At 53.5% G+C, this 26647-nt stretch carries 25 protein-coding genes; 8 read left to right on the forward strand and 17 right to left on the reverse strand.

Features of this window, described 5'->3' with window-relative positions:
• Positions 1–88: 88 nt before the first annotated feature.
• From ABGB15_RS00370 to ABGB15_RS00390, 5 genes are all read right to left on the reverse strand, one after another.
• A complete protein-coding gene (locus ABGB15_RS00370) occupies positions 89–1468 on the reverse strand; it encodes a carbohydrate porin (RefSeq protein ID WP_152082776.1) in 1380 nt (459 codons plus the stop codon).
• A 140-nt stretch (positions 1469–1608) separates the two neighbouring features.
• Positions 1609–1911 (reverse strand): PTS lactose/cellobiose transporter subunit IIA, encoded by a 303-nt coding sequence (locus ABGB15_RS00375; RefSeq protein WP_008500136.1) that lies wholly within the window; start codon positions 1909–1911, stop codon positions 1609–1611.
• A 5-nt stretch (positions 1912–1916) separates the two neighbouring features.
• Positions 1917–3293: a glycoside hydrolase family 1 protein gene (locus ABGB15_RS00380; RefSeq protein WP_215723114.1), complete on the reverse strand. Its 1377-nt coding sequence runs from the start codon at positions 3291–3293 to the stop codon at positions 1917–1919.
• 17 nt (positions 3294–3310) lie between these two features.
• Positions 3311–4636, reverse strand: a complete 1326-nt coding sequence (locus tag ABGB15_RS00385) for a PTS sugar transporter subunit IIC (protein WP_215723113.1) — start codon at positions 4634–4636, stop codon at positions 3311–3313.
• An 11-nt stretch (positions 4637–4647) separates the two neighbouring features.
• A complete protein-coding gene (locus tag ABGB15_RS00390; protein WP_013094822.1) occupies positions 4648–4962 on the reverse strand; it encodes a PTS sugar transporter subunit IIB in 315 nt (104 codons plus the stop codon).
• Positions 4963–5255: 293 nt separating this feature from the next.
• On the opposite strand from ABGB15_RS00390, the gene ABGB15_RS00395 reads away from it, so the two are divergent.
• A complete protein-coding gene (locus ABGB15_RS00395; protein ID WP_152082773.1) occupies positions 5256–6206 on the forward strand; it encodes a LacI family DNA-binding transcriptional regulator in 951 nt (316 codons plus the stop codon).
• 59 nt (positions 6207–6265) lie between these two features.
• Here ABGB15_RS00395 and ABGB15_RS00400 read toward each other — a convergent pair whose 3' ends face one another.
• From ABGB15_RS00400 to ABGB15_RS00425, 6 genes are all read right to left on the reverse strand, one after another.
• On the reverse strand, positions 6266–6562 hold the full coding sequence (locus tag ABGB15_RS00400) for a YicS family protein (RefSeq protein WP_215723112.1): 297 nt from the start codon (positions 6560–6562) through the stop codon (positions 6266–6268).
• Between the two features lie 119 nt (positions 6563–6681).
• Positions 6682–8046 carry an efflux transporter outer membrane subunit gene (locus ABGB15_RS00405; RefSeq protein ID WP_215723111.1) on the reverse strand — a complete coding sequence of 455 codons (1365 nt, stop codon included), beginning with the start codon at positions 8044–8046 and terminating at the stop codon, positions 6682–6684.
• A complete protein-coding gene (locus ABGB15_RS00410) occupies positions 8046–11156 on the reverse strand; it encodes an efflux RND transporter permease subunit (protein ID WP_215723110.1) in 3111 nt (1036 codons plus the stop codon). The genes ABGB15_RS00405 and ABGB15_RS00410 overlap by 1 nt, the downstream gene beginning before the upstream one ends.
• On the reverse strand, positions 11156–12277 hold the full coding sequence (locus ABGB15_RS00415) for an efflux RND transporter periplasmic adaptor subunit (protein WP_215723109.1): 1122 nt from the start codon (positions 12275–12277) through the stop codon (positions 11156–11158). Before ABGB15_RS00415 ends, ABGB15_RS00410 begins: the two co-directional genes overlap by 1 nt.
• Positions 12278–12425: 148 nt before the next feature.
• On the reverse strand, positions 12426–12995 hold the full coding sequence (locus ABGB15_RS00420; RefSeq protein WP_152082768.1) for a TetR/AcrR family transcriptional regulator: 570 nt from the start codon (positions 12993–12995) through the stop codon (positions 12426–12428).
• Positions 12996–13271: 276 nt separating this feature from the next.
• Positions 13272–13919, reverse strand: coding sequence for a TetR/AcrR family transcriptional regulator (locus ABGB15_RS00425; protein ID WP_152082767.1), 648 nt, complete (start codon positions 13917–13919; stop codon positions 13272–13274).
• Positions 13920–13997: 78 nt separating this feature from the next.
• On the opposite strand from ABGB15_RS00425, the gene ABGB15_RS00430 reads away from it, so the two are divergent.
• The 4 genes from ABGB15_RS00430 (at position 13998) to nlpA (ending at position 17244) form a co-directional block, all read left to right on the forward strand.
• Positions 13998–15512 carry an MDR family MFS transporter gene (locus tag ABGB15_RS00430; protein WP_215723108.1) on the forward strand — a complete coding sequence of 505 codons (1515 nt, stop codon included), beginning with the start codon at positions 13998–14000 and terminating at the stop codon, positions 15510–15512.
• A 117-nt stretch (positions 15513–15629) separates the two neighbouring features.
• Positions 15630–15896, forward strand: coding sequence for an antitoxin (locus tag ABGB15_RS00435; RefSeq protein WP_152082765.1), 267 nt, complete (start codon positions 15630–15632; stop codon positions 15894–15896).
• Positions 15893–16291 carry a type II toxin-antitoxin system VapC family toxin gene (locus tag ABGB15_RS00440; RefSeq protein WP_215723107.1) on the forward strand — a complete coding sequence of 133 codons (399 nt, stop codon included), beginning with the start codon at positions 15893–15895 and terminating at the stop codon, positions 16289–16291. The genes ABGB15_RS00435 and ABGB15_RS00440 overlap by 4 nt, the downstream gene beginning before the upstream one ends.
• A gap of 152 nt (positions 16292–16443) precedes the next feature.
• Positions 16444–17244 (forward strand): lipoprotein NlpA, encoded by an 801-nt coding sequence (nlpA, locus tag ABGB15_RS00445; RefSeq protein WP_152082763.1) that lies wholly within the window; start codon positions 16444–16446, stop codon positions 17242–17244.
• A gap of 10 nt (positions 17245–17254) precedes the next feature.
• Here the strand turns inward: nlpA and ABGB15_RS00450 are convergent, their stop codons facing one another.
• Both ABGB15_RS00450 and ABGB15_RS00455 read right to left on the reverse strand, forming a co-directional pair.
• A complete protein-coding gene (locus ABGB15_RS00450) occupies positions 17255–17935 on the reverse strand; it encodes an EAL domain-containing protein (protein WP_215723106.1) in 681 nt (226 codons plus the stop codon).
• A gap of 75 nt (positions 17936–18010) precedes the next feature.
• Positions 18011–18631 (reverse strand): LuxR C-terminal-related transcriptional regulator, encoded by a 621-nt coding sequence (locus tag ABGB15_RS00455; protein WP_152082761.1) that lies wholly within the window; start codon positions 18629–18631, stop codon positions 18011–18013.
• A gap of 577 nt (positions 18632–19208) precedes the next feature.
• On the opposite strand from ABGB15_RS00455, the gene ABGB15_RS00460 reads away from it, so the two are divergent.
• Positions 19209–19844, forward strand: a complete 636-nt coding sequence (locus ABGB15_RS00460) for a response regulator transcription factor (protein WP_152084444.1) — start codon at positions 19209–19211, stop codon at positions 19842–19844.
• 43 nt (positions 19845–19887) lie between these two features.
• Here ABGB15_RS00460 and ABGB15_RS00465 read toward each other — a convergent pair whose 3' ends face one another.
• From ABGB15_RS00465 to ABGB15_RS00480, 4 genes are read right to left on the reverse strand one after another with little or no spacing between them, the layout of a single operon-like run.
• Positions 19888–20952 (reverse strand): fimbrial protein, encoded by a 1065-nt coding sequence (locus ABGB15_RS00465; protein ID WP_152082760.1) that lies wholly within the window; start codon positions 20950–20952, stop codon positions 19888–19890.
• Between the two features lie 15 nt (positions 20953–20967).
• A complete protein-coding gene (locus ABGB15_RS00470) occupies positions 20968–23460 on the reverse strand; it encodes a fimbria/pilus outer membrane usher protein (protein ID WP_152082759.1) in 2493 nt (830 codons plus the stop codon).
• A 15-nt stretch (positions 23461–23475) separates the two neighbouring features.
• Positions 23476–24168 (reverse strand): molecular chaperone, encoded by a 693-nt coding sequence (locus ABGB15_RS00475; protein ID WP_152082758.1) that lies wholly within the window; start codon positions 24166–24168, stop codon positions 23476–23478.
• 52 nt (positions 24169–24220) lie between these two features.
• Positions 24221–24805 (reverse strand): fimbrial protein, encoded by a 585-nt coding sequence (locus tag ABGB15_RS00480; protein ID WP_152082757.1) that lies wholly within the window; start codon positions 24803–24805, stop codon positions 24221–24223.
• A gap of 375 nt (positions 24806–25180) precedes the next feature.
• Between ABGB15_RS00480 and ABGB15_RS00485 the strand changes: the two genes are divergently transcribed.
• Both ABGB15_RS00485 and ABGB15_RS00490 read left to right on the forward strand, forming a co-directional pair.
• Positions 25181–25990 carry a helix-turn-helix domain-containing protein gene (locus tag ABGB15_RS00485; protein ID WP_215723105.1) on the forward strand — a complete coding sequence of 270 codons (810 nt, stop codon included), beginning with the start codon at positions 25181–25183 and terminating at the stop codon, positions 25988–25990.
• Positions 25991–25993: 3 nt separating this feature from the next.
• On the forward strand, positions 25994–26482 hold the full coding sequence (locus ABGB15_RS00490) for a hypothetical protein (protein ID WP_225903511.1): 489 nt from the start codon (positions 25994–25996) through the stop codon (positions 26480–26482).
• The last annotated feature ends 165 nt before the right edge of the window (positions 26483–26647 follow it).

Raw genomic sequence — 26647 nt, forward strand, 5'->3', positions numbered from 1 at the left:
TGCCGGGTGGCGCTGCGCTTACCCGGCCTACAAAACCTTGTAGGCCCGTGCAAGCGCAGCGCCGCCGGGCGAAACAAACGACGCTCTACTAGAACCACGCCTCCCACATCGCGCCGACGTTGAAGTCGTCGAGCGTTTCGTCTTTGGTGCCGTTCACGCGCGCGGTGCGTTCGTTATCCACTTTGCCGCCGGTCACGTAGAAGCGCAGCATCGGGCGGAACTCCGGCCCCATGGCGATAGACATGTTCTGCGACAGGGTCAGCTTCCAGCCCTTGTTATCGCCGCCGTTGTCGTAATCCACGTGCTGCCAGCCCGCTTCCAGCCAGGTGGAGTGAACGTCGTTCCACCAGTGCATCGGGCGCACGATGGCGTTGTAGTTCTTGCGGTTGTCGGTTTTGTCGCGGCTGTTGTCGTAGTCGTGGAAGGCGAGGATGTACTCCACCTGCGTCTGTGGCGTGAATTTATGCAGCCCTTCGAAGCTGGCGTAGACCGTGGTCAGGTCCTCGGTTTTGTTAAACACGCTGTTATCCGAGTTATCAGAGTAGCGGGCAATCACCTTGTTTACGCCGCTGTCGTTGGTGTGGCTCAGCACCACGCCGCCTTGCCACGCGTTCAGACGCTCGTCGCTCTCCACCGCTTTCGAATCAAAGCCGTAGTTGGCGTACAGTTCCAGGTCGATCGGGCCGAGCTTCATGCCGTGGATTTTTGAGGTCGCCGCGTAGTTGCCCTTATCGCCTGTGCCGGAACCGCCGGTACAGGTGATGCGCGACGGGTTGGCTTCATCTTCCATCACTTCCGGGCTACAGGATTCCACTGCCGCCACGGTCGCCACGTCAAACTGCACGCCGCCGATGTCGAAGTTCTTCACCCCGGCACCCTGGCCGTCGTGGTTCATCCAGAAGTAATCGTTGATGCCCTGTTGCGGACGCTGGTGGAAGTCGCGACCGGCCCAGAAGTAGGCGTTCGGGTTAGACGCCATAATATTGGTCACGCCCGCGTAGGCTTTTTTCAGGTTAACTTCGTCGCCCCAGTGGTCGATCATCACGTTGATGTCCCAGATAGCGCCGTTTTCACCCTTAAAGGCTTTGGAGAGCTGGAACTCGCCGCCGTTGCCTTCGTTACCCAGTCGGCCAATCGCGGATGCGCCGTTGTAAGAGCCATCCACCGCCACGTATTTCTGATCGGCGGCCTGGAAATGCGCGCCGTAGCGGGCATAGCCGGTAAATTTAATCCCGAACGGAATCGCCATATCCGGGGATTGCGCCGCGCTTTGCGGCTCGGTCACCACGTCCGCTTTTTTCGCGACCGCCGCATCCATTTTGGCCTGACGTTCTGCCAGGGCTTTGTCCACCGCTTTGGCCACAATGGCGTCGATTTGCTCCTGCGTAAATTCTTGTGCAAGTACAGAAATTGGGCAAAGCGCGGCGATAACCGCCATTGTTAATGGAAGTTTTTTAATATTAGTCATGGTTATCTCAATATAGTTTAATTTTATCCAGACAATAACCATCCCGCTCCGATCTGACAGAATATGCCGCTATCATCAGAACAAGTTGATTTATATTTTAAGGTACAGAAGTTTTACATTAACGTTTATTTCGCCATAGGCTATCTCTGATATAAATGAATAATCTCTTCGGATAATTCACGCGCCAGCAGGGAGTTCATTAAATGATCCTGCGCGTGAACCATGATTAAGGTCATCGGCTGACGGGCTTCCCCCGCATCCTGCTCGATCAGCTTGGTCTGCATCTTGTGCGCCTGGCGCGCGTAGCCGTCGGCTTCGCGCAGCAGGCTTTTGGCCTCGTCAATGTTGCCCTGGCGCGCCGCGTGCAGCGCTTCAAAGCACAGGCTGCGGGACTGACCGGCGTTGACGATAATTTCCATTACGGCTTCTTCTAATGCGATCATCATCATTACTCTTTATCAAAGCTGTTATTTAAGGCGGTAGCGGCAAACCACTCTCCGCTCTTTTTGATGGTGCGTTTCTGCGTATTTAAATCGAGCTGGATAAATCCATAGCGATTTTTATAGGCATTGCACCACGACCAGTTATCAATAAATGTCCACATGTGGTAGCCAAGACAATTGCACCCTTCGCTAATACCTTTATGCAGCCAGGCTAAATGCTCAGAAATAAACGCGATGCGGTATTGATCGTTTATCTGGCCATTTTCAATAAAGCGCTGCTCGTTTTCGACGCCCATGCCGTTTTCAGAAATAAAGCAGCGAGGGTTGCCGTAATTGTCGCGCAGGTTAACCAGGATATCGTAAATACCCGGCTCATAGATTTCCCAGCCGCGGTACGGGTTCATCTTGCGACCCGGCATCTCATAATTGTCAAAGAACCACTCCGGCATAAACGGGGCCTGCGGGTTTACCGCGCTGTCGCGGCACTTCACGCGACGCGGCTGATAGTAGTTCACGCCGAGCAGGTCGATTTTCCCTTCCGCGATCAGGGTACTGTCTTCCGGTTTGCAGGCTGGAAGCTGATCGTATGCTTTCAGCAATGCCACCAGGTCTGCCGGATATTCACCGCGCAGAACCGGGTCGAGGAAGCTGCGGTTAAACATCAGATCCGCAATGTGCGCTGCCTTCACGTCCGCCGGGTTTTGCGAGCGCGGGTAGGACGGCGTCAGGTTCAGCACGATGCCGATCTCACCCGCGTAATGCCCGGCGCGGTAGGCGCGAACCGCCAGCGCATGAGCCAGGATGGTGTGATACGCCACGGTCGCCGCGCGACGGAAATCCACCACGTTCGGATAGTGAAAATCGTACAGGTAACCGCCCTCCACCGGCACGATCGGCTCGTTGAAGGTAAACCAGTGCAGCACGCGATCGCCGAACAGCTCGAAGCAAATCTGCGCATAACGGGCGTAAGCGTTCACCACGTCACGGTTTTCCCAGCCGCCGATCTCCTGCATCGCCATCGGCATATCGAAATGGAACAGGGTAATAAACGGCGTGATGCCCTGTTCAATCAGCTCGTCAATGACCTGATTATAAAAATCGACCGCGTCCGGGTTCACTTCACCGATACCGTCGGGGATCAGGCGCGCCCAGCTAATCGAGGTGCGAAAGCTGTTGTGGTTCAGCTGTTTTAACAGCTGAATGTCCGTTTTCCAGTGCTGATAAAACGTGGAGGTCTGTTGCGGCCCCACGCCGTTGTGAAAACGGTTCGGCTCGCGGGCAAACCAGTAATCCCACGTGGTTTCACCCTCTCGTGACCCTTCCGTCTGGAGAGCGGAGCTTGCGCTGCCCCACCAGAAGTTATCGGGAAATGCGTATTTCATGACTCTTCCTCTTTGACTTAATGGCTTGCTGTTTCAGCGGCACCGACGGTTGCCTGGGCTTTCTGCTCTTCGTTTTTGATGAGCGTACGTTCATAAGCACGCAGGAACGGCAGGTACATCAGCGCGGACATCGTCATGCACACGAGGCACATCACCACCGGGCTGAGCGCCCAGTTTGCCGCCCACGAAGCGCCAATCGGCGCGGGCGTGGTCCACGGCGTTAACGACACCACCTGCGCCAGCCAGCCGAGTTTGGTTGCGCCGTAGGCCAGGCAGGCGTTCACCAGCGGAACAAACACGAACGGGATGAACAGCATCGGGTTCATGATGATCGGCGCGCCGAACAGAATCGGTTCGTTGATGTTGAAGAAACTTGGCACCACGCCCATTTTGCCGATGGTGCGCAGATGCGTGACGCGGCTGCGCAGCAGCAGGAACGCCAGCGGTAACGTCGAGCCTACGCCGCCAATCAGCAGGTAGTGATCCCAGAAGCCCTGCAGGTAAACATGCGGCAGCGCCGCGCCTGCAGCCAGTGCCGCCTGGTTTGCGGAGAGGTTCGCCATCCAGAACGGGTTCATGATGCCGGTGACAATCAGCGAACCGTGGATACCAGCAAACCAGAAGATCTGGCACAGCAGCACGGAGAGCAGAATGGCGGGCAGCGAGTCAGACGCGGAAACCAGCGGCTCCAGCAGATGCATAATTGCCTGCGGGATAATCATCCCGGTTTGCGCTTCAATGAACAGATTCAGCGGGTGCAGGGTACCGATCACCACCATCACCGGGATCAGGATCTCGAACGAACGCGCCACGCCGGTCGGCACTTCTTTTGGCAGGCGGATGGTCACGTTGTTCTGCTTCAGCCACGCGTACACGCGGGTAGAGTAGATCGCGGTGATCAGCGCGGTGAAGATCCCCTGGCCCGACAGATACTGAGTGGAGATCTTGCCATCGGCATATGGCGCGGCAACCAGCAGAAACGCCATAAAGGCCAGCAGGCCGGACATCACCGGGTCGAGGTTAAACTGACGACCCAGGCTCGCGCCAATCCCCACCGAAATGAAGAAGGTCATCACGCCCATGCTGAGGTTAAACGGCAGCATCAGCTGTTCGCGGTAGGTCTGGGAGAAATCCAGCCAGCCGCGGGCGAAGCTGTTGGTGGTATCCGCCGAGAACGGCGGGAAGATGAACACCAGCATAAACGAGCCGATGATCATAAACGGCAGCGCGGCGGTAAAGCCGTCGCGGATTGCAATCACATACTTTTGCTGTCCGAGCTTAGCGGCCAGCGGGGTAATTGACTGCTCAATAACCGCGACCATGGATTGATATAACGAACTCATGTGAACACCTTTTAGTGTGCCGCTTCAATGAGCGACAGAGCATAGTCCAGTACCTTATCGCCACGTTGCATACCGTAGTCCATCATGTCGATGGGTTGCACCGGAATGCCTTTTGTAGCCGCCTTGTCTGAGAGTGTCTGTAACATGTATTTCACTTGCGGTCCGAGAAGGACAACCTGGTATTGCGGAAACTGCGTATCAAATTCGGAAACGCCATACGCATCAATCTTCACCGCCAAACCACGCTCTTTCGCGACATCGACCATTTTGCTGACCAGCAGGCTGGTGGACATCCCGGCAGAGCAGCACAGCATAATCTTGAACATCGACAACCATCCTCAAAGTGTAAAAAGTTATTGCGAGGCTGATTGGACATCATACGGAAACCGGTTTCCATTTATAAAAGACAGAAGTGTGACAACCATCAAGAACCTTTGCTTATGGGGCTTATTACCACGATCTGTGTCACGTAATTTGGCTGTTATGATGTCATTTTGAGTGGAAACGGAAAATCGGTTTCCATGAAAAACGGAAACGGATATACTCCGTACTGGCTATAATGTGAGCCGTAGCGGTAATGGAATTTGCAGGCGCGAGGATTGCCTGCCAGGGGAGAGAGATGTCTACAATCAACGATGTATCACGTCTGGCCGGGGTGTCCAAAGCCACGGTATCACGGGTGTTGAGCGGGTCGCGTGGCGTTAAGGAAGCCAGCCGTCAGGCCGTTCTGAAAGCGGTGGATGAGCTGAATTATCGGCCTAACGTGATTGCACAGTCGCTGCTCAGTCAGTCGACGGGGTGTATTGGCGTGATTTGCGCGCAAGAGAACATTAACCAGACCACCGGTTATCTGTACGCGCTGGAAAAACAGCTTAGCCAGCATCAAAAACATCTGCTGCTACGCTTCGCGCACAGCAAAGCGGAAGTGATGCACGCTCTCGAAGAACTCTCCTGTGGGTTATGTGATGACATCCTGGTGATTGGCGCGCGTTTCCCGCTGGATGTCGAGATGGACAACGTCATTCTGGTGGACTGTATGGAGGCCGATAACGCCAACAGCATCCAGTTTGATCACGCTTTCGCTGCTGAAACGGCCTGCAACTATCTCACCAGCCAGGGGCGTCGCCAGATTGCCCTCATCCACCCGCACGGCAGCGGTTTCGCCGATCAGGTGCTGCTGGGTTACAAACACGCGCTGGAAAAAAACTTCCTGCCCTTTAATCGCAACCTTGTCTTTATGGATGCGACTTCGTCGTCCGTTGCGCTGCAGGAGCTGCTTAACAATGCGAGCACCCTGAATTTCAACGCGCTGCTGGTGGCAGACGAACAGGAAGCTCAGCGGGTGATCCCGCAGCTGCAGGCGTTTAATAAATCGGTGCCGGAGGACATTATGGTCTTCAGCCTGGCCGGGTCGCTGCATCTGCCGGGAATTCCGGTGATCCCGGCGATTGAATATTCGATGGACGCCATGGCGGCGCGCATCGTGAGCTGGCTGAATGAAAAAACGCAGATGCTGGGGTCATATGTGCTGCGCGGGGATTTAATTATTCCGGATATGCGTAAGCGGTAAAAATGTTTTGTAGGCCGGGTAAGCGCAGCGCCACCCGGCGAGAAGCACGTGCCTAACCTTCAATAATCTTCCATGCAATCCACCTGGCCCACCGCGACCCAGTAGTTATCCAGATTGTCACGCTTCATGGCGGTGACGGCGTTCTTGATCAGCAACTGATTGGCCTCGGACGACAAAATCATCGTCTGCCACGCTTTATCGCTCTGCTTTTTCTGTGGCGTACAGGTTTTCTTGATATCTTTCAGTACCTGCTGTTTAAGCTGGGCATCTTTCGCCGGATCGTCCTTTTCCTGCGCGTGGACGAAGGCAGCAAACAGCAGGCAAAGGAGCAGGCAAACCAGGTGTGCAGATTTCATTGAAACCTCCTTTAAAAGTCACATGCTTCCCCTGAAATATATCGTTACATTCCCTCTTGCGACTCAAGTCGAAAGTATGAATTTACGCCTCCCATCGCATGAGAGGCGCTTTCATCATGTTACTGAATCCCACCGCCCAGCGACTGCCACAGCGTAATGCGGTTTTCCAGATCGGTTTGTTGTAATGCAATCAGCGATTCCTGCGCTGACCACAGCGATCGCTGTGCGGTCAGTACCGTCAGGTAATCCCCTGCGCCCGCCTGGTAGCTACGGGTCGCCACATCCAGCGTTTTCTGCTCCGCCGCCACGTATTCACGCTGGGCGTCGAGCTGCTCGCTCAGCGTTTCACGGCGTGCCAGCGCGTCGGCAACGTCTTTAAACGCGCTCTGAATGGTTTTCTCGTAGGTGGCGATCAGCCCTTTTTTCTCCGCTTCCGCATAGCGCAGCTGTGCCAGGTTGTTGCCCCCGCTAAACAGCGGCAGAGTGATGGACGGCGCAAATGACCAGATCTTCATGCCGTGGCTGAACAGAGAGGAGAGCGAATCGCTGCCAACGCCCGCGCTGGCGGTGAGTGAAATGGTCGGGAAGAAGTTGGCGCGCGCCGCGCCGATGTTGGCGTTAGCGCTCAGCAGATTGTGCTCGGCTTCCTGAATATCCGGGCGACGCAGCAGCACGCCGGAATTCACCCCCGCCGGGATCAGCGTGATGGCGTTATCACTCAGGCTCTCCAGCGTGCCGGGCAGCAGGTTCTCTGGCACCGTATCGCCCGCCAGCAGATTGAGGGCGTTTTTGTCCTGCATCACCAGTGTTTGATAGCTTGCCACGCTGGCGCGCGCCTGTTGGTATACCGCCATCGCCTCACTGACGTCCGTGGCCGCAGCCACGCCGACTTCCTGCTGGCGCTTCACAATCTTGAGCGAGTTTGCGGCGCTCGCCATGGTGGACTTCGCCAGCGCCAGATTGCTGTTATCTGCGGCCAGCGTCACCCAGGCCGTGGTCAGCTCGCTGACCATCGTCAGGCGCGTGTTCTGCGCGGTGAACTCGCTGGCAAGCCAGGTTTCCCGCGCGGCGCGGGAGAGGCTCTGGTTACGGCCAAACAGATCCAGCTCGAAGCTGGAGACCGCACCGTTGGCCTCATCGCTGGTGGTCACACCGCTCGCCAGCATGCGGCTGCGGGTATGGCTCAGTTCAGCATCCACCGTCGGGAAGAGGGAGGATCGTGTTTCGCCGTACTGGGCGCGGGCGGCATCGATATCCGCAATCGCTTTTTGCACGTCGCGGTTGCTGTTAAGCGCCATTGTCACCACGCTTTTCAGGCGAGTGTCGTTTATCACCTGTTGCCACTGGCTCACCACGGCGCTGGCTTCGCCATGCGCGCCGGGCAGTGTAGCCGGGACGGGAGCGTCCGGACGTTGATACGTTGGGTCTAACGACACACAGCCTGCGCTCAACAGGGCTAAGACTAAAACAGAGACACGAAACATTATGACCTCCGGTTCGCGTGCTTACCGGAGAACAGACGTTTCACCAGTACGAAGAATAAGGGAACGAAGAAGATTGCCAGCAGCGTCGCGGCCAGCGTCCCGCCGATGATGCCGGTCCCGATCGCCACGCGGCTGTTGGCTCCTGCGCCTGTTGCGATAGCCAGCGGTGTAACACCCGCAATAAATGCCAGCGAAGTCATGATGATCGGACGCAGACGCGTCTGAGCGGCACGCAGGGCGGCGCGCGTCAGGGAGTAGCCTTCCGCGACTTTCGCCTCGGCAAATTCAACTATCAGAATGGCGTTTTTCGACGACAGGCCGATGGTGGTCAGCAGCGCCACCTGGAAGTAGACATCGTTATTCAGGCCGCGCATTGAGGCGGCCAGCGCCGCACCCAGCACACCGAGCGGGATCACGAGGATGACCGAAATCGGCACCGACCAGCTCTCATACAGCGCCGCCAGACACAGGAACACCACCAGGATGGAGAGGGCGTAGAGGCTCATCGCCTGGCCGCTCGCCAGTTTTTCCTGCAACGACAAACCGCTCCACGCCCAGGTGGTGCCGGACGGCAGATTGTTTGCCAACTGTTCCATTTTGCTCATCGCTGTACCGGAACTTGCGCCGCTGGCGTTTTCGCCCTGAATCTCATACGCCGCCGAGCCGTTGTAGCGCACCAGACTTTCCGGACCATACTCCCAGCGCGTGGTGGCGAAAGCAGAGAACGGCGTCATGGTGCTGTCGCTGCCGCGCACAAACCATTTATTGAGATCCGATGGCACGGCGCGCGTGTCGCTGTCGCCCTGGATGTAGACCTTTTTCACGCGGCCGCGATCGATAAAGTCGTTCACGTAGGTGCCGCCCCAGGCGCTGGAGAGGGTGTCGGTGACGTCGCTCAAAGACAGCCCCAGCGAGACGGCTTTGTTGTTATCAATATCCACCTGAAGCTGCGGCATCTGCGGCAGATCGTTGGCGCGCACCGCGTGCAGCGAGGCGTCCTGGTTAGCTTCACCAATCAGTTGGTTACGCATCTTCAGCAACGTGTTGCGATCCGTGCCGCCGCTGGCCATCAGCTCAAAGGTAAAGCCGTTGCTCTGGCCTAAACCATCCACCGCCGGGGGAGTCATGGCGAAAATAGTGGCATCCCGAATGGTGCTCAGCTCCTGCGTGGCGCGCAGGGCAATGGCCTGCGCGGTATTCTCATCGCCTTTACGCTCGGACCAGTTTTTCAGGGAGACAAACGCCATCCCGGCGTTCTGGCCGCTGCCGCTAAAGCTGAAGCCCTCAATGGTGAAGATCACGTCGGTATTGGCTTTCTCTTTGGTCAGGAACCACTCGCGCACCTGGCGACTGATCTCGGCGGTACGTACCGCCGTTGCGCCTGCCGGCAGGGTGTACTGCACCATGATTTCGCCCTGATCTTCCGTCGGCAGGAAGCTGCCCGGCAGTTTCAGCATGGCGAACCCCATCGCGCCGCAGAGCAGGGCGTAGATGGCCAGCATGCCGCCGGAACGGCGCAGGGCGCGCAGGACCTTGTTCTGATAGCCGCGCTCGGTTTTGCCGTAAAAGCGGTTAAACGCGCCGAAGAAGCCTTTTTTGTGCGGGGCCGTGTGGCTCAGAATCGAGCCGCAGAGTGCGGGTGTCAGGGTTAACGCCACGACCACGGAAAGGAACATTGCCGAAATTATGGTGACCGAGAACTGACGGTAGATAACGCCGGTGGAACCACCAAAGAACGCCATCGGCAGGAACACGGCAGAGAGCACCAGCGCAATGGCGACCAGCGCGCCGGAGATTTCACCCATCGATTTTTCGGTCGCTTCGCGCGCGGGTAGCCCTTCGTCGCGCATAATGCGCTCGACGTTTTCCACCACCACGATGGCGTCATCCACCAAAAGCCCTATCGCCAGCACCATTGCAAACAGCGTCAGGGTGTTGATGGAGTAACCGAACAACGCCAGCACGCCAAACGTACCCAGCAGCACCACCGGCACCGCCAGCGCCGGGATCAGCGTGGCGCGGATGTTTTGCAGGAACAGGTACATCACCACCACCACGAGGATAATGGCTTCGAACAGGGTCTGAATCACGTCCTCAACCGAGATCTTGATGAACTCGGTGCTGTCTTTCGGGTAGGCCACGTCGTAGCCTTCCGGCATCGATTTTTTAAACTCGGCGATTTTATCTTTCACCGCTGTCGCGGTGTTGAGCGCGTTCGCACCCGGCGAGAGCATCACCGCCATCCCCGCTGCCGGGTGGCCGTTCAGCTTCGCGGTAGCGGTGTAATCTTCGCTGCCCATCTCCACGCGTGCGACGTCGCTGATGCGCACGACCGCGCCGTTGGACTGGCTCTTCACGATGATATTTTTAAACTGATCCACCGTCTGCAGGCGCGACTGAGCGCGCACGGTGGCGGTCAGTTGTTGCGCGTTTGACGAGGGCAGCGCGCCGATTTTACCGGCAGAGACCTGCACGTTCTGCGCTTCAATCGCGCTTTGCACGTCGGACGGCATCAGCGAGTACGACGCCAGCTTCGCCGGGTCGAGCCAGATGCGCATCGCGTATTCCGCCCCGAACACCTGCAGGCTCCCCACGCCTTCCACGCGCGCCAGCGGGTCCTGCATATTACTCACCAGCCAGTCGGCGATATCCGAGCTGCTGGCGGTGTCGGTTTTATCGTACACGCCCATGATCAGCAGGAAGTTACTCTGCGATTTTTGCACCGTGATACCGGACTGTTGTACTTCGGTCGGCAGGCGCGATTCCGCCTGCTGGACTTTGTTTTGCACCTGCACCTGCGCGGTGTCCGGGTCGGTCCCCTGTTCGAAGGTGACATTAATGCTCACCGAACCGTCCGAGCTGCTGGTGGAGGTGAAGTAGAGCAGGTTATCCAGCCCGGTGAGCTGTTGCTCAATGACCTGGGTCACGCTGTTTTCCAGCGTTTGCGCGGATGCGCCGGTATAGGTGGCCGAGATTTTGATCGACGGCGGGGCGACGTCCGGGTACTGCGCCACCGGCAGCGTGCGGATCGCCAGCATCCCGGCGAGCATGATGAGAATGGCGATCACCCAGGCAAAGACCGGGCGACGCACGAAGAAACGGGAAAACATCAGGCGTTTCCTCCGGTGGCTTTCATCTCTTCGGCTTTCACTTCCTGTCCGGCAGTGACTTTGTCGGTGCCTTCCACAATCAGCTTATCGCCCGCCTTCAGGCCGCTCAGGACCAGCCATTTGTCGCCGTAGGTGTCGCCCGTTTCCAGCTGACGCTGCTCGACCTTGTTGCTGGCATTCACTACCAGCGCGGTGGCATTGCCTTTCGCGTCACGGGTGACGCCCTGCTGTGGCGCGAGGATCGCATCGCTCATGATGCCTTCATCCACTCTGGCGCGGACAAACATGCCCGGCAAAAGCTGATGTTGCGGGTTGGGGAAGACGGCGCGGAGGGTCACCGATCCGGTCGATTCATCCACCGCCACTTCGGTGAGCGCCAGACGGCCCTTTTCGCTGTAGGTACTGCCGTCTTCCAGAATTAACGCCACGCTCAGCGTATCGCTGTTGGTGGCGAGGGTTTGCTTACGTAATCGCAGCAGATCGGCGCTGGAACGCGTGAGATCGACATACATGCTATCCAGACCGCGAATGGTGGCGAGAGCCGTATCCTGCTGGGCGGTTACCAGCGCGCCAGGCGTAACGGAGGAGATACCGATGCGCCCGGAAATTGGCGCGGTGACGGTGGTCCAGTTGAGATTAATGCGGGCGCTCTCCTGCGTGGCTTTCTTTGACTCGACGCTGGCCTTGTCCTGCGCGCAGGTGGATTTGGCGTCTTCGGCATCCTGACGCGACACGCCGTCGTCTTTCACCAGTTGCGCATAGCGCTGGGCTTTCTGGCAGTCGGCCTGCACCAGCGCCTGCGCCTGTTTCAGCGCCGCCGCCGCTTCATCGTAAGCGGCGCGGTAGCTGGCGGGGTCAATCTGATACAGCGCCTGTCCCGCTTTCACGGTATAGCCTTCGGTGAAGAGCCGCTTCTGGATAATGCCGCCCACCTGCGGGCGCACTTCGGCGCTCATCGCGGCGGTGGTGCGGCCAGTCAGTTCACTGACGACGGAAACTGGCTGGCTCATAAGCGTGACAATCCCCACTTCCGGAAGAGGACGCTGGGGAGCAGATGTTTGCGCATTATCGCACCCTGTCAGGAGGAGTAATGCCGCGATGGAGGTTGTTATGGTTTTCATAATCTTTTTCCAGGGTGAACGAAGCCTGCCCTGTTAATGGCTTAACAGGGAGGAGGGCTATTTAAAGGCACAGCGATACCGCATCTCCGGCAGAGCCGGAAATGAAATAAAGGGGAATTACCTGTTCCCGCTAATTATTCGAATATGATTACTTCGCAGTGAAAAGCATATTTAAAATATCCTGATAAATGGGCGCTAATTGTTCTGAGGGTACTTTTAACGGCGTAAGTCGACGGTAAATCGTTCCCTCGATCATTACAGCGGTAATCTCCACGCAGCAGCGAATATGTTCATCGCTCAGGTGGGGGAACTGCTTTTTAAGGTGCGCACAGGCGTTAGAAAACATGCGGGCTTCCGCTTCAACTAACATGGCCGCAACCTGCGGATTGCGCGTGGCCTCAGCGGACATTTCGAGCATCAGCGCATCATCATCTTCGCTGAGGGTTTGTCGCCAGGCGAGCGCCTGCGGCATCCCTTCTACCAGCGTTTTACCCTGCATCTCCGCAATGCGTGAGTCAATGATGCGGCGGATCATCTCTTCGATAATCGCGTCTTTGTTACTGAAATAACGGTAAATTTGCCCGACGCTGAGCTTCGCCTCGCTGGCAATTTGCGACATGCTGGCGGCGTGAAACCCGCTGGCGCGAAAGCAGCGGCGCGCGGCGGTGATGATCTCGTCCTGACGCTGTTTTTGTCGTTCTTCCAGTTTTGTACTCATCGTCGGCTACCGTGTAAAAAGTGAGAATGATCGTTCTCATTATACGTTTTAGGTGCGTATTGGAAAGGCTTTTTTTATTTACATATTGAATGAATATTTCCAGGTATAAACAATGGAGGAAATAAGGAGTTTTTATGAAGGTTAAGCTGTGAGATATTCAGATTGTGCTGAAAATAAGGAGAGTAATATGCATCTGAGCACGACTGATAATGTCACGCCGCAAGAAAAAGAAGCGTTATTAACGGGGTTGAGAGCCTGTAACGGTGCATTAAATCGTTAACCGCCGATCCCATTACCAATTACAGCCAGCGCATGACGCACAATTATCTCCGGCGAGAGGGCTTGTAGCCTCTCGTCATTGCGCATGCGTGAGAACGGCACCAGCACCAGGCTTAGTAAGGTGGTAAAAAGCAGTTCCGGCGCAAGCTCCCGGTTCAGTTTTCCTTGCTGCTGCCAGCCTTTGATGGTGGTTAGCGTCGTCTGATATTGCTCATCGCCAAACCGCGCCTGCAGGTGCATGCGCAGAACCGGCATTTCACCAATTACCTCCTGCATCCACAGCGGTGCAAACCAGTGATGCGTTTCGGCCAGCTCAGCCAGCACCTTCACCATTTCCGTGAGGGCATTAACTGGCGAATCCTGGTTGTTGGCGAAAATGGTGCCAATTTTGCTGCGTAAGGGCAGGAAACGCTCCTCAATCATTACATCGAGAAGTTGCTCTCTGGAATTAAAGTAGTAGTGCAGCATCGCAGGCGTTACGCCCGCTTCTTTGGCAATGGCGTTAAGTGACGTGTTGGCGATCCCCTGGCGAGAAAAGAGGTTCAGGGCGATATCCAGCAACTGCTCGCGGCTGGCGGTAATGCGCTTGCCACCGCGAGGGCGTCCGGGACGGCGGGGTTCAGAATTGTCCTTTTGTGCTGGCATAGTCACGGGATCTCTTGATCTTATTCATCACTTCCACAAATATTAATTATACGATTAATTAATTTCAAGCGATCTCTTATGGAGTCCGACGTAATGACTCAAACCCAATCTGCCGCCGGGCAACACGCGCCGTCGATCAAGCTGCTGTTCAGCGCGCTGTTGCTGGTGATGCTGCTTTCTGCGCTTGATCAAACCATCGTCTCCACGGCGCTGCCAACCATTGTCGGTGAGCTGGGCGGGCTGGATAAGCTCTCATGGGTAGTCACCGCCTATATCCTGAGTTCGACCATCGCGGTGCCGCTGTACGGCAAATTTGGCGATCTGTTTGGCCGTAAAATCGTCCTGCAAATTGCGATCGTGCTGTTTCTGGCCGGTTCCGTACTTTGCGGACTGGCACAAAATATGATCCAACTGGTGCTGATGCGCGCCCTGCAGGGGCTGGGCGGTGGTGGCCTGATGGTCATCAGTATGGCTGCCGTAGCAGATGTGATCCCGCCTGCGGAACGCGGCCGCTATCAGGGGCTGTTTGGCGGTGTGTTCGGTCTGGCGACGGTAATCGGGCCGCTGATCGGCGGATTTATCGTGCAGCACGCCTCCTGGCGCTGGATTTTCTACATCAACCTTCCGCTGGGGTTGTTTGCGCTGCTGGTGATTGGTGCCGTGTTCCAGGGCAGCTCCCGTCGCAACAAACATGAGATTGACTACCTGGGGGCGATTTACCTCAGCATGGCGCTGTTGTGCATCATCCTGTTCACGACCGAGGGTGGAACAATCCGCCCGTGGAGCGACCCGCAGCTGTGGTGCATCCTGGCGTTCGGCCTGACGGGGATCGCCGGGTTTATCTATGAGGAGCGGCTGGCGTGGGAGCCGATCATTCCGCTGTCGTTGTTCCGTAACCGTAGCTTCCTGCTCTGTAGCCTGATTGGTTTTATCATCGGGATGTCGCTGTTTGGCTCGGTCACGTTCCTGCCGCTCTATTTGCAGGTGGTAAAAGATGCCACGCCAACGCAGGCCGGTTTGCAGCTGATCCCGTTGATGGGTGGGCTGTTGCTGACGTCGATTATCAGCGGGCGCATTATCAGCCGTACCGGGAAATACCGCCTGTTCCCAATCCTCGGCACGCTGCTTGGGGTGGTAGGGATGTTTTTACTGACGCGAATTTCGATTCACTCTCCGACCTCGCAGCTTTATCTGTTCACCGGCGTGCTGGGCATGGGGCTTGGGCTGGTGATGCAGGTGCTGGTGCTGGCGGTGCAAAACAGCGTGTCTGCCGACCAGTACGGCGTGGCGACTTCCGGTGTGACGCTGTTCCGTTCTATCGGCGGGGCCATTGGCGTTGCGCTGTTTGGCGCGGTGTTCACGCATATTCTGCAATCGGGTCTGATGGATCGTATACCGGAGGGGGCCGAGCTGCCACGTGAGCTGAACCCAACGGCCATTCACCAGTTGCCGGATGCGCTGAGACTGGATTATCTGGATGCGTTCGGCTCGGCGATCCACGCCGTGTTCCTGCTGGCGGCAGGGATTATGGTGCTGGCGTTTGTGTTGTCGTGGTTTTTACGTGAAGCGCCGTTGCGACGCGGGCAGGCGTGAGGTTAGCGATTCGGCTATTTATTGCGAGTCGCTTTCTGAAATTGAAGTGTCGTGCTTGTCTTGCCTTCTCGTCGTAGCGCATGCTCTGGTCAGGTCAATAAACCAGCAGAGGTTGCAATGGAGCGCACAGCAAAACTGATCAAAAAGGGGCGAAAGCAGGTTGTTGTTCTGCCCGCTGAGTTCGCATTTGATGCAGAGAGTGTCTACATCCGCCGTGATGAGGCAGGGAATGTTGTTTTGACGGCAAAGGCTGCTCAGGTAAAAAGCTGGGATAATTTCTTCCGGCTTCTGGAAAATACCAGTGTGCCTGATTCATTTCTGAACAAGGAGGAGAGAAAGCAGAGTGTGACGAAAAGAGACCCTCTGGATGGAGTTTGTTCATGAGGCATATGCTTGATACGAATATTGTGAGCCATCTATTTAAAAAACATCCTGAAGTTGTCACCCGTATGGCTTGTTTGGCTCCAGGGGATGTCTGTATTTCGAGCATCACGGAAGCGGAATTACTCTATGGTGCCGATAAGAAGCAGAGCAGCGGCCTGAAAGAGACAATATTATCTTTTCTTGAAACCATCACTATCTGCGACTGGGATAGCGAAGCCGCAGCCACCTATGGCGAACTGCGTGCGGCAATGGAAAAGAAAGGGAAAGTGATGGGGGATCTCGATCAGTTGATTGCTGCGCATGCTATTAGCCGGGGCACGACGATTGTGACTAACGATCGTGCGTTCGGGATGGTGCAGGATCTCACGGTTGAGGACTGGACTACCGTAGCCTGATGCCCATCGCCCGGTGGCGCTACGCTTACCGGGCCTACATTACTCGCGCACCGACATATAACTTATCCTTCTTATTGATTCCTTTTCGTTTTTTAGCGTGCCGTCGCGTTGTCGATATAGTTACTAAAACATCTGTCAAAAGGAACTGTCTTGTGAAATGTCGATTGGGTGCGCTTCTCCTGACCGGCCTGCTGCTTGCAGGCTGTGATCAAAGCAGCAATGATGCCAGACACATTAAAGTCGGCGTGATTAACGGTGCCGAACAGGATGTGGCAGAAGTTGCCAAAAAGGTGGCGAAAGAGAAGTACGGTCTGGACGTAGAGCTGGTGGGTTTTAGCGGCTCGCTGTTGCCCAACGATGCGACTAATCAGGGGGAACTGGATGCCAACGTTTTCCAGCATCGCCCGTTCCTGGCGGAAGATAATAAAGCGCATAACTACAAGCTGGTTGCTGTCGCTAACACTTTCGTTTTCCCGATGGCGGGTTATTCTCGCAAGATTAAAGCGGTGTCTGAACTGAAGGACGGCGCTACCATTGCTATTCCAAACGATCCAACCAACCTTGGCCGCGCACTGCTGCTGTTGCAAAAAGAGAAGCTGATTACCCTGAAACCTGACGTGGGCCTGCTGCCCACCGCGCTGGATATCACTGCCAATCCCAAAAGCCTGAACATCATGGAACTGGAAGGTGCACAGCTTCCGCGTGTGCTGGATGACCCAAAAGTGGATGTTGCCATCATCAGCACCACCTACCTCCAGCAAACCGGGTTATCTCCGGTTCACGATAGCGTCTTTATTGAAGATAAAAACTCGCCCTACGTGAACATCGTGGTAACGCGGGAAGACAACAAAGATGCAGAAAACGTAAAAGCGTTTATTCAGTCTTATCAGTCACCTGAAGTGGCGAAAGCGGCGGAGACTATCTTTAACGGCGGCGCGGTGCCGGGCTGGTAATCTGCTGGTCTTAGAGCGTCACACGGGCATCAATTCGACTTTCCGGCCAGAGAAAACCCTGGCCGAACTGCGCCTCTGTTGCGCGGGCTCGCTCCAGATCCTGAGAATTTTCAATCCCTTCGATGAGGACAGGCCTCGCAATCTCACGTCTGACGTAGTGGATAAACGAGGCAAGCTGCGTGTGTCTCTTCAGCTCTGAACGATCGATTTTTACGCCATCCACCGGCAGGGCAAGACGCACGTAGTCTTCTGCCAGTTCGTGTGTCAGGTCATCCAGCCAGATTTTCCAGCCAGCGGCTTTCAGCCGATGCAGCGTTTCATGAAGCGTGTGTTGCTCCGCTTTACTCATCCGGGTCGGGGTCAGGGGGTCCTGAATTTCTATCGTTAAACGCTGCTGATGACGTAAAGCGAGCAACAAACTGATAGCCTGGGCATTGAGAAAATGTTCTGCTGGCAGGTTTAGCCAGTAATGGCCCCGCCCCGGCATCTGCAGAAGCGTATTAGCCTGCCAGAAAAAAATCTGCAGCGCGCAACGTGAGGGGAGCGACGCAAAAAGCACCTCAAGATTGACGTTGTGGATTTCCACAAGGACTTCGTGGGCGACAACCTGGCCTGAACGAAAATCAATAAGAGGCTGGAATCGCAGCCCTGAAATGTTCTGCAATACAGGAGAAGGAAGAACGGTATACATGGCAGCGCCTTCAGGAGATAAAAAAAGGTTCCCGCGGACACGGGAACAAAAGGCAAACGACACACGGTCAAATAGTTAATTCAATATCCAGCGGATGCTTTGATAGAACGACGGGCCCCGCACGGCTTTTAGCTTATTCATGGCATTGTTTTTATAAAAATAAACAAGCCTGACGTTGCAACCTAACTGTCGTGCAATTTGCTTGGTTTTGAGGTTGCAGGAATAGCCGCGCAAGACGCTGGCTTCCTCGCTGGACAATCTGGCCTGCGTGCGTTGTCGGGTCGTCATGCTGACCTTGTAAAGGCCGGACTCTTGCGGCGTCTGGCTCATCAGAATCTGCCAAAGTGCTTTGATATCCCCCAGCGACACTCTTTTACTGATCACGCCATCAACATGTTTAAATTTCAAATAGCCCACGGACAGCGAATAAATATAAATTTTTGCCCCTGGCTGTTTCTCTTTAATACATAAAATGTCGTCGTTGGTCGTTACCCTGAAATGGCGCGTATTCAGCGGATCATAAATGATGATATCAAAGCACTGTTCGCTTAGGGCAAGGTCTTCGATATTGGTAAACCCATGAAAAAAGACATCCTGTTGCATATCATTATCACGATTCACAAGGTATTGCAGGCCAATCATTGTGAATTCGCAGCTATCAACAACAGCCACATGTATTGTTTTTTTGTTTGACATTGGCTTTCTCCTTTCGCTGAGCAATCAGTCCATATAAGAGAAGGTGGCGGCCTCGCGATTTCTTAATTGCAAAAAGAATAGCGAACACCTCTTTTTTTAAATGTAATGTGATGGCGTAAATGTAAGCCAACCGAAACAGATGAGTAAAGGAAATGCTAATTGTTAGGGGAAGATAAAATTGAAAAATTGTTTTAATGATATATATTATCTCTTTAATCTTTTCATGACATTTAAATCAGATTTTTATCCTGATAACGCGCGAAACATAAGCATTGCTCTGGTGTTTAATGCCGTTAACCCACGGTTTTTTCGTGGTTTTACGGGTGTTACAGGAGAAATAATCATAGTCAGAAACGCGCAAGCCTTCGGTCCTGCCAATGTATTAAGATGACAGTTAAGAATAAAATAGAAAAAATTCTATTAATTTAATATGGTTGTTCAGATTTTTAGCATTCAGGAGGATAAAATCCTGGCGCGAAGAGGTTGTGAGCCAGGGATGCATAAACTATTATCGGCTTTTCTCCGGTTAAGATAATTCAGAAATGATATGATTAATGCTGAAAATCCCGTCAGGGTGATGGTGTTCTACAAAATAAATCTCTTTCAGGAAATAATATCCCTTGCGCTGCAAAATATCCTTCCTGATTATTCGCTTCACATCACGATAGTCGATTCCACTGAACAGCTTCTGGACGCGCTTGCTGATAATGATGTCGATATATTTTTTACTGAGTTTAATTACCTCCTCAATCATAAGGAGTGGAGTACGGAAACCAGCAGTCGATTAACGAGCCTGTGTAAATCGCGCCATGTCAGACGCGTACTCTTTGTTCCTGAATTGCATTATGGGCTTTTAAGAAAAGTTCTGGAGATGAAGTTTGAACTGACTATCAGCCTGCAGGACGAAATGGCGGAGCTGAAAAATGAATTACGAACGTTGATGGTGACCGATGCGCAAAAGCCTGTTGTCTCGACCTGGCTGCGGGGAGTGATGCGTGCCGGATCGCGCTCGCGTTCTGTGCTTTCCGCCAGAGAGTGGGAGGTGATTCACCTTATTGTTGAGGGATATACGGTGACGGAGATCGCGCGTCATCGAAACCGTTCCATAAGTACCGTAGCCACGCAGAAACATAATGCGATGAAAAAACTCAATATTTCCAGCCACAGTGAGCTGATTAAATATCTGCATACGGTTGGAAAAATGGGCAGTTAAATCATGAATAGCCGGAATGTGTACCCATTCCGGCCAGTGCGTGTCAGGGATAAATAATATTCAACGTTGCTGAGGTATTCATCTTTCCCTGCGTCAGTTTCGCGGGAGACCAGACGTAATAGTACGCCGCCATCGGAAGGGTGAAATGTTCGCTCAGCGCACCACCTGCCGCCACGTTGAAAATCATTGTGGCGTTTCCACGGCTGGTGGTGGACGTCGAGAATGTCACGGGCATCTGCGGGTTATCTCGCTTGATGAGCCGCAGGCCAACGCCCTGGGCGGCACTGCTGCTGCTGTCGACCAGCACCGAGCTGTCGGTTGACAGCAATTGCGTGCTGGAAAGGAACATCTCAATCGCCCGGTCTGAATTGCCATTTACGCTCACGTTCTGACAGCTCATATTCAGCGTAAAAGGTGTCAGCCCTGGCTGAGCCGAGGCGCTGAGCTGGGGGATACCGAGCGTCGGGAGATTGACGGTCAGCCCGGCATTATCGAACGAGCAGGTGGTCAGTTTCGGTGCATATTTGATGGTCATTGGCTGGCCAAACATATCCCGGTTGTCATAAGGCCACTGAAAGCCGCTGAATAACCATTGCACAATCTTCACCATCTGATTAATCGGCCAGGTGATGATCTCCCAGAATGACATGCCGCTCATATCGCTGACGAACATCACGTCGCTCATGTTCGCCGTGTCTCCCGTGAGCGTTGTACCGCTCTGGCTGACGAGCGTGAAGCGGACGGTAAAAGGCGTATTAAGCTCTGAGGCAGTGTGGCTACCGCTTGCGGCCAGCGTTTTGTTGGCCTGCGTGCTGGTGATCTCCGCGCGCACCATATACTTATTATTACTAAAGCCCAAAATCGTGGCGTAGCTGTTGTCGGTCGACAGGATCGGTGTGTATGAAAACTCGCTGTTGCCGGTTGAGCAATTAAACGAGCCGCTGTATTGCGTGGTAAAACTTCCTGTCCATGTCGGCGTGGCCGGGCTGAGCTTATCGGACAAATCGATGCTGATCGGTGTGCCATAGACAATGCTGCCACCGGAGCAGGTAGCGTAGCTGGCTGTGCTGATGCAGAGCAGCGACAGAAAAGTGAATAACCGTATCATATTGATATTCCGTAATTAAAGGCAAACCGATGGTGGATTGTTCAGCCCCCACGCTGGCGTGGTGATTTCGCACTTTCCGCCACGGAGATGGACGTTAAGGACGCGCGGCGGCTGTTCGGCGCGGATGTACAGCACGCTTGCCTGGCCGACATAGCCGACCGATCCACCGTTTTCATCAAGCACTTCCGTTCCAAAAGGCAGCGGTTTGCCGTTGGCGCGCGTGGCCTGTAACACCCATGACTGACGTTTGTCAGTCTCAAAACGGACGTAATTGACTGCTCCATCGTAAGGCGCGACGTTAGCCATATTGCCGAGCACCTCAGCACCCGAGCTGTTTGCTGTTTCTGACAACGTGATGGCATTTTTACGGTACGGCGTGGCGTATGGCACCAGCGCGACACCGTCGTGGTTGGTCACGATACTTTCGTCACCATTGACCATCAGCCCTTCCGCCTGCGGCGCATCCACGATGGTCATGGTCGTACCGGTTTCGTTAGAGGCGAGGAGGTGCCACGGGAAGGCGACCAGGCTGCCGCGACCGCTGAGGCCCGTCTGACGGTAATCGGAGGATTCACTGTATGAGCCACCCAGCGTGGCAAAATTCGAGCGATACGCGGTATTCACGCTTGCCGAATTATGTCCCCCGCGGGCGTTGCTGCCGGAGAGGGTATAACTTAAGCGGTTCGACGCCAGCGCGTTGCCGCTCATACTGATATTGCTCTGCTCGTAATGCGAATCGCTGGCCGTCAGGCTGGAGGTGAGCCACGCATTGTTATCAAACAGCGAGAACGGCAGGCTAAGGGAGAGATAAAAGCGCGTCTCTTCTTCACTGTTGCTGTTGCGAACCCGGCTGGCCGAAACGGTATAACTGGCGCGGCCAATCGAGTTTGAGTAACCCGTCTGGTATTCACGTGTGGTTTGCTGCGAATTCCAGTAATCGCGCTGCGTGCCGGAAATAAAGACCGTGCCCCAGTTATCAGCCAGGCGCTGGTTGAGGTTGAGCGTGAACGTGTTTTTAGGCTGCGCGGCACGCAGGGCATCCCATGTGCTTAGCGACATCTCCGGGGCGACGCCGAATTTATCTTCATACTCGTCGTATTGCGCTTTCAGGCGCTGATAACCTTCCCGCGAATAGAGCGCATCGCTGAAGCTGTAATAGCCTTTAGTGGAATAACGGTAGGCTGCCAGCGTGAAGTTGGTGGCCGTGGTGTCGATAAATTTACTGTACGACACGCGAAAGCTCTGGCCGCTGTCTGTGCGATCCTGCAATGTGGTTTTTGCCTGCGTGACGTCCACAGAGACCGCGCCAAAGGGAAGGTTCCAGCCGGTTCCAATAAGCCCGGCCTGGTAGTTATCGCTGATAATCATCCCGGTGTAGCCAGTGATGAGATTATTAAATCCGTAACGCAGCGTAGCCTGCAGGAAAGCCGGTTCTGCATCGAGCGTGTTTTGGTGCACTTTACCCGCCACAACGCTGTACTGGCTGACGCCCTCTTTCAACATGCCGGGCACGGCTGAGAATGGCACCGTGAAGGACTGCTGTGAACCATCGGCCTCGCGCACGACAACTAACAGGTCCCCGGCCGAGCCGGTGGGTTGAATACTGTCGAGCGTGAACTGGCCCGGCGGAACGTTCTCCTGATAGATGATGTTACCGTTCTGGATCACCTTCACCAGGGCGTTGGTACGCGCGACGCCGTGAACTACCGGCGAGAAACCTTGCTGCGAGTTGGGCCGCATTTTCATGTCTGACGCCAGCGATACACCGCGCACGCGGAGGGAATCAAACAGATCGCCTGGGATATAAAAATCACCCATTGTCAGGTTTGATTTCAGCGAGGCCAGGGGGCGACGCAGGTAACGGGTATTGTTTTGCCAGCTACTGTCGCCGCTGGCCGTTTTACGCCAGGTGCTGCTGTCGCGAAACTGCCAGCCGAACAGGTTGGCACCGGAATCCAGCCCGGCATAAAAATCATCGTTCGTCTCTTTGGAAGTCCCTTTCGCACGGGTGTTGTACCAGGTGGTATTCCAGGAGAGCATGAGCGCGGGTATCCCTTCATCCCAGAACTGCGGGGCAATATAGCCCTCTTCGGTACGCAGCACCGCCGCCTGCGGAACGGTGAGCGCCAGGCTCAACGTGCTGGTATCGGTTTTGACCTCTCCGCCCTGCACCAGATCGTGCAGTTGTACCTGGCCCTGGGTAATAGCGGGGGCAGGCAGTGATTGGGTGTTAATGCCGAGCGTTTGCGCATCTTTCCAGGCAAGCCGAATGTCATCACGCTGTTCGCCGTAGGTAACGTTATAGCGCCCCTTCCAGCTACCGTTAACGTAGATATCCATCTCCTGATTGCCTGCTGGCATGGCGTTATTTTCATAGAAGCGTGACAGATCGGACTCACCGGATGCGCCAGCAAGCAGGGAGGTATCAAACGACACGGCCCCGGATTTATGCGAAAGCAGAAGCGAGCAGACTGCCAGAAGGTAGAGCCTGTTTTGTTTCAATTTCATGGTGAGTCTTTCCGATCACTGGCTGGTGAAAGTCCGGGTTTTATACGCACCCAGATCGTCCACATACATCACCTGGAAGGTCTGACCGCGTTTCACCGCGTTTTTTGTGGCTACCGTCAGTTGTCCAAAAGGCGACACCATCGGAGAATCCTGGAGTAATTTGGTTTTACCCTGCGAAATGTTGGCGACGGTAATATGGTACGGGCTGTTATTACTGATGCGGAATTGATCCCCGTTGGCGACAAGCGTCAGTTTTTTAACGGCGTCATCCAGCGAGCCTGTCAGCGACGCCGGGCGATAAAAAAGTTTAATGCGCGATTTAATCGCCAGCTGAACGGTATTTTGGTTCTGAAGATTTTCAGGTTTCGGCGGAATGTCGAGCACGTTCAGGAAAAACACCGATTCACGATCCGCAGGCAAATTTGCCGGGAGCTTTTTAATGCGCAACTGCTGACCATTATGTTCGCTCACTTTAATGACCGGTGGTGAGAGCAGGAAGGGCACTTTTGCTGTTTCCGGTGTGGAGTTAATATCACCATCATCGATCCATGATTGCACCAGTGCGGGAGCATCTCCGGTATTCATTAACTGGACAATCACCTCTTTGTTATTTTCAGGATAAAGAACACGGGTGCCATTAATGACGATATTGGCCCATGATTGACCTGTGCTGAGCAGTAACACTGCCAGCAAAATAGCCTTACGCATGATTGCAACCTTAAATACAGGCTCTGCAAAGACAGAGCCTGAAAAAGTAATATTACAGGTAGGAAATGGTGTAAGTGACGTTGGAGCTTAACTCGCCGACCGTTGCGGCGGTGGCGTTAGTTTTATAGTAATAAACATCCAGCGTCAGCGTTTCTGAATCAGGTGCTGTTGCCGTCCCCATAATATCGGTTGTGTAAGCCTGATTCAGCGCAATTGGGGTAGATGCACCCGGTTTAACTAAAGCAAAGCCCACGTTACGCGCAACGCTTGTATCGCTTTCGTTAACGCTGTTATTCAGCAGGTATTTTCCGTCGGTAGAAATATTATCCGCACTGGAGAAGTACACTTTCAACGGTGTTCCTGTGGTGCCCGCCGCCGGGGAACAGCCGGAGAAGGTTAAGGCGATTGATTTTTTATTTTTGGTAATCAGGCCAACCGTTGTCCCGGCATCTTTTACCGAAATTGGCGAGAGCGCAACAGTAAAATCAGCGCTTTTACCGCCGTTAATGGTACAGGTGGTATCGGTAATGGCACCGGTAAAGTTAATTACACCCCCCGCTGAGTTATCTGCGGCAACCGCGCTGGTAGACGCCATAGCCGCGGCCAGCAAAGAAACGGTCATGATCGATTTGAACATGATAAACTCCATAATGTTTTGTTTTGTATAAAAATGAATGTTATTCGGCTGCGCAGCACGCGGTTAACGGGTAAAGCGCATAGCGACGTGAGAGACACGCCGTGACGAGATTATGTTGCATCAAAAAGATACAAAACAAAACATTATTCCGTTTTGTTTCGGTAATAGAGATTATAATCTTGCTATAATGTTTTTTTTAAGATCATAACCCAAATGCCTTCTTTCGAAGGTTTTAATTAATGAATTAATAATCCTTAATTAATGAAGTTTTCTATATCCGCTACTCAAATAATATTACTTGACTTGACCACACTAACTTTGGACTTATTATTGCGAGGGAAATACATAAATCTATAACAGTGGTGTAATAATAATATGAAGTATCTCATTGATCTCGCAATGCTTTATGAAGTAGACACCGGTATGATCATGATTAATGGAGAGGAGGAATCTTCCATTAAGTTATCAAATCAGGCTGCACGTTTACTGTATGAACTTATCATCAATAATGGTAAAACTCTCGACAGAGATGACCTGATAAAAAAGGTTTGGGAGGAACACGGCTTCTCAGGTTCATCGGTCAGTCTTAATGTTGCCATAAGTGAAATCAGAAAGGCGTTTCGTATTTTGGGGCGCGATCCGATGTTGATTAAAACGATTCGCGGTAAAGGTTTTAGTCTTGCGGCACATATTGAACATCACACGGTCAGGCCACCTGTTACCCCTCCCACTCCTGAACAGACGCTGGTGGAAGAATCGCATATTCAAATTCAGCAGCGAGATCCCGACCCTCCCAAACGATATCGTCATTTGCATACTGCCTTTATAATCTTATGCGCAGTATGCCTGGTGGCGATTGTTGGATTTGCCCATCTGTTTTTTCAGAAACAGTCATATGCAGACAACATGAAAGATTCTGACGTCCATCTGCTCGGCAAAGTGGACAGGTGTACGGTATACCTTATCGATAAGAACATGTTTCAGCCGCGACAGTTCTATTTTAACCGCGTTAAAGAGGTCATCGCGAAACGGCAAATCGACTGCGAACATCAAATTGCTGATGCTTACTATTCAAACTTCAAAAAGTCGCAGATGGAAAACTATTTTCTGGCTCTCTGTTACCAGCAGGACAGTGTCGATGATTATAAGAATTGCATTTCTTACAGAAGCCTGACCGGGAGTTAAAATATGTCAAGGACTCATAACCTGAGTGTGTTGTTTGGTGTCGTACTGGTGTTGTCTGTCATCGCATTGCTGTTCTTTTATTTTATGAGAACCCAGGAAGAGGGATTTGGCTGCCAGTCAGATACCGTTTCCTGGAAAACGTATTCCTCGGGTGATTTGACCGATATGTCATTAACGACCCTTTTTCTGTTTAACAGCACGGATGTCGTGACGGTCATTCATAAAGGCGTTCTCCGAAAGGGAGGGCACACTTACCTGATCGACCGCAATTACATCCTTAACGTTGAGAAGGTCGACGGAAGTAATATTTACTACATCAAAGATAAAAAGCTGAATAAATCCGAGGATGATATTGCGCCTGACGGAATTGTAAATGAAATGTTATTGGATAATATTAACTTCTTCTATATCAACAAAGTCAAAAAACACGCGTGGCTAATTAAAGGGCTGGTATTGCCTGTAATGATGTGCGTGGCTGTTCCGACATCCTGATATTTCACGTCAATAATAGAATCGATGATTATCTATTTTCTGAAAATCAAACGATTTATTCATTATGTAACAACAAGATACACATATTTATTTTTTATATTCATCTTTTATCGCGGGTGAGTGAATTTTTCTGTATTGCCTCGCTAATTTTGGCCTGACTATACT

Origin of the sequence: Enterobacter sp. MALB-1 (assembly GCF_041021625.1) — a bacterium.
GTDB lineage: Bacteria > Pseudomonadota > Gammaproteobacteria > Enterobacterales > Enterobacteriaceae > Enterobacter > Enterobacter oligotrophicus.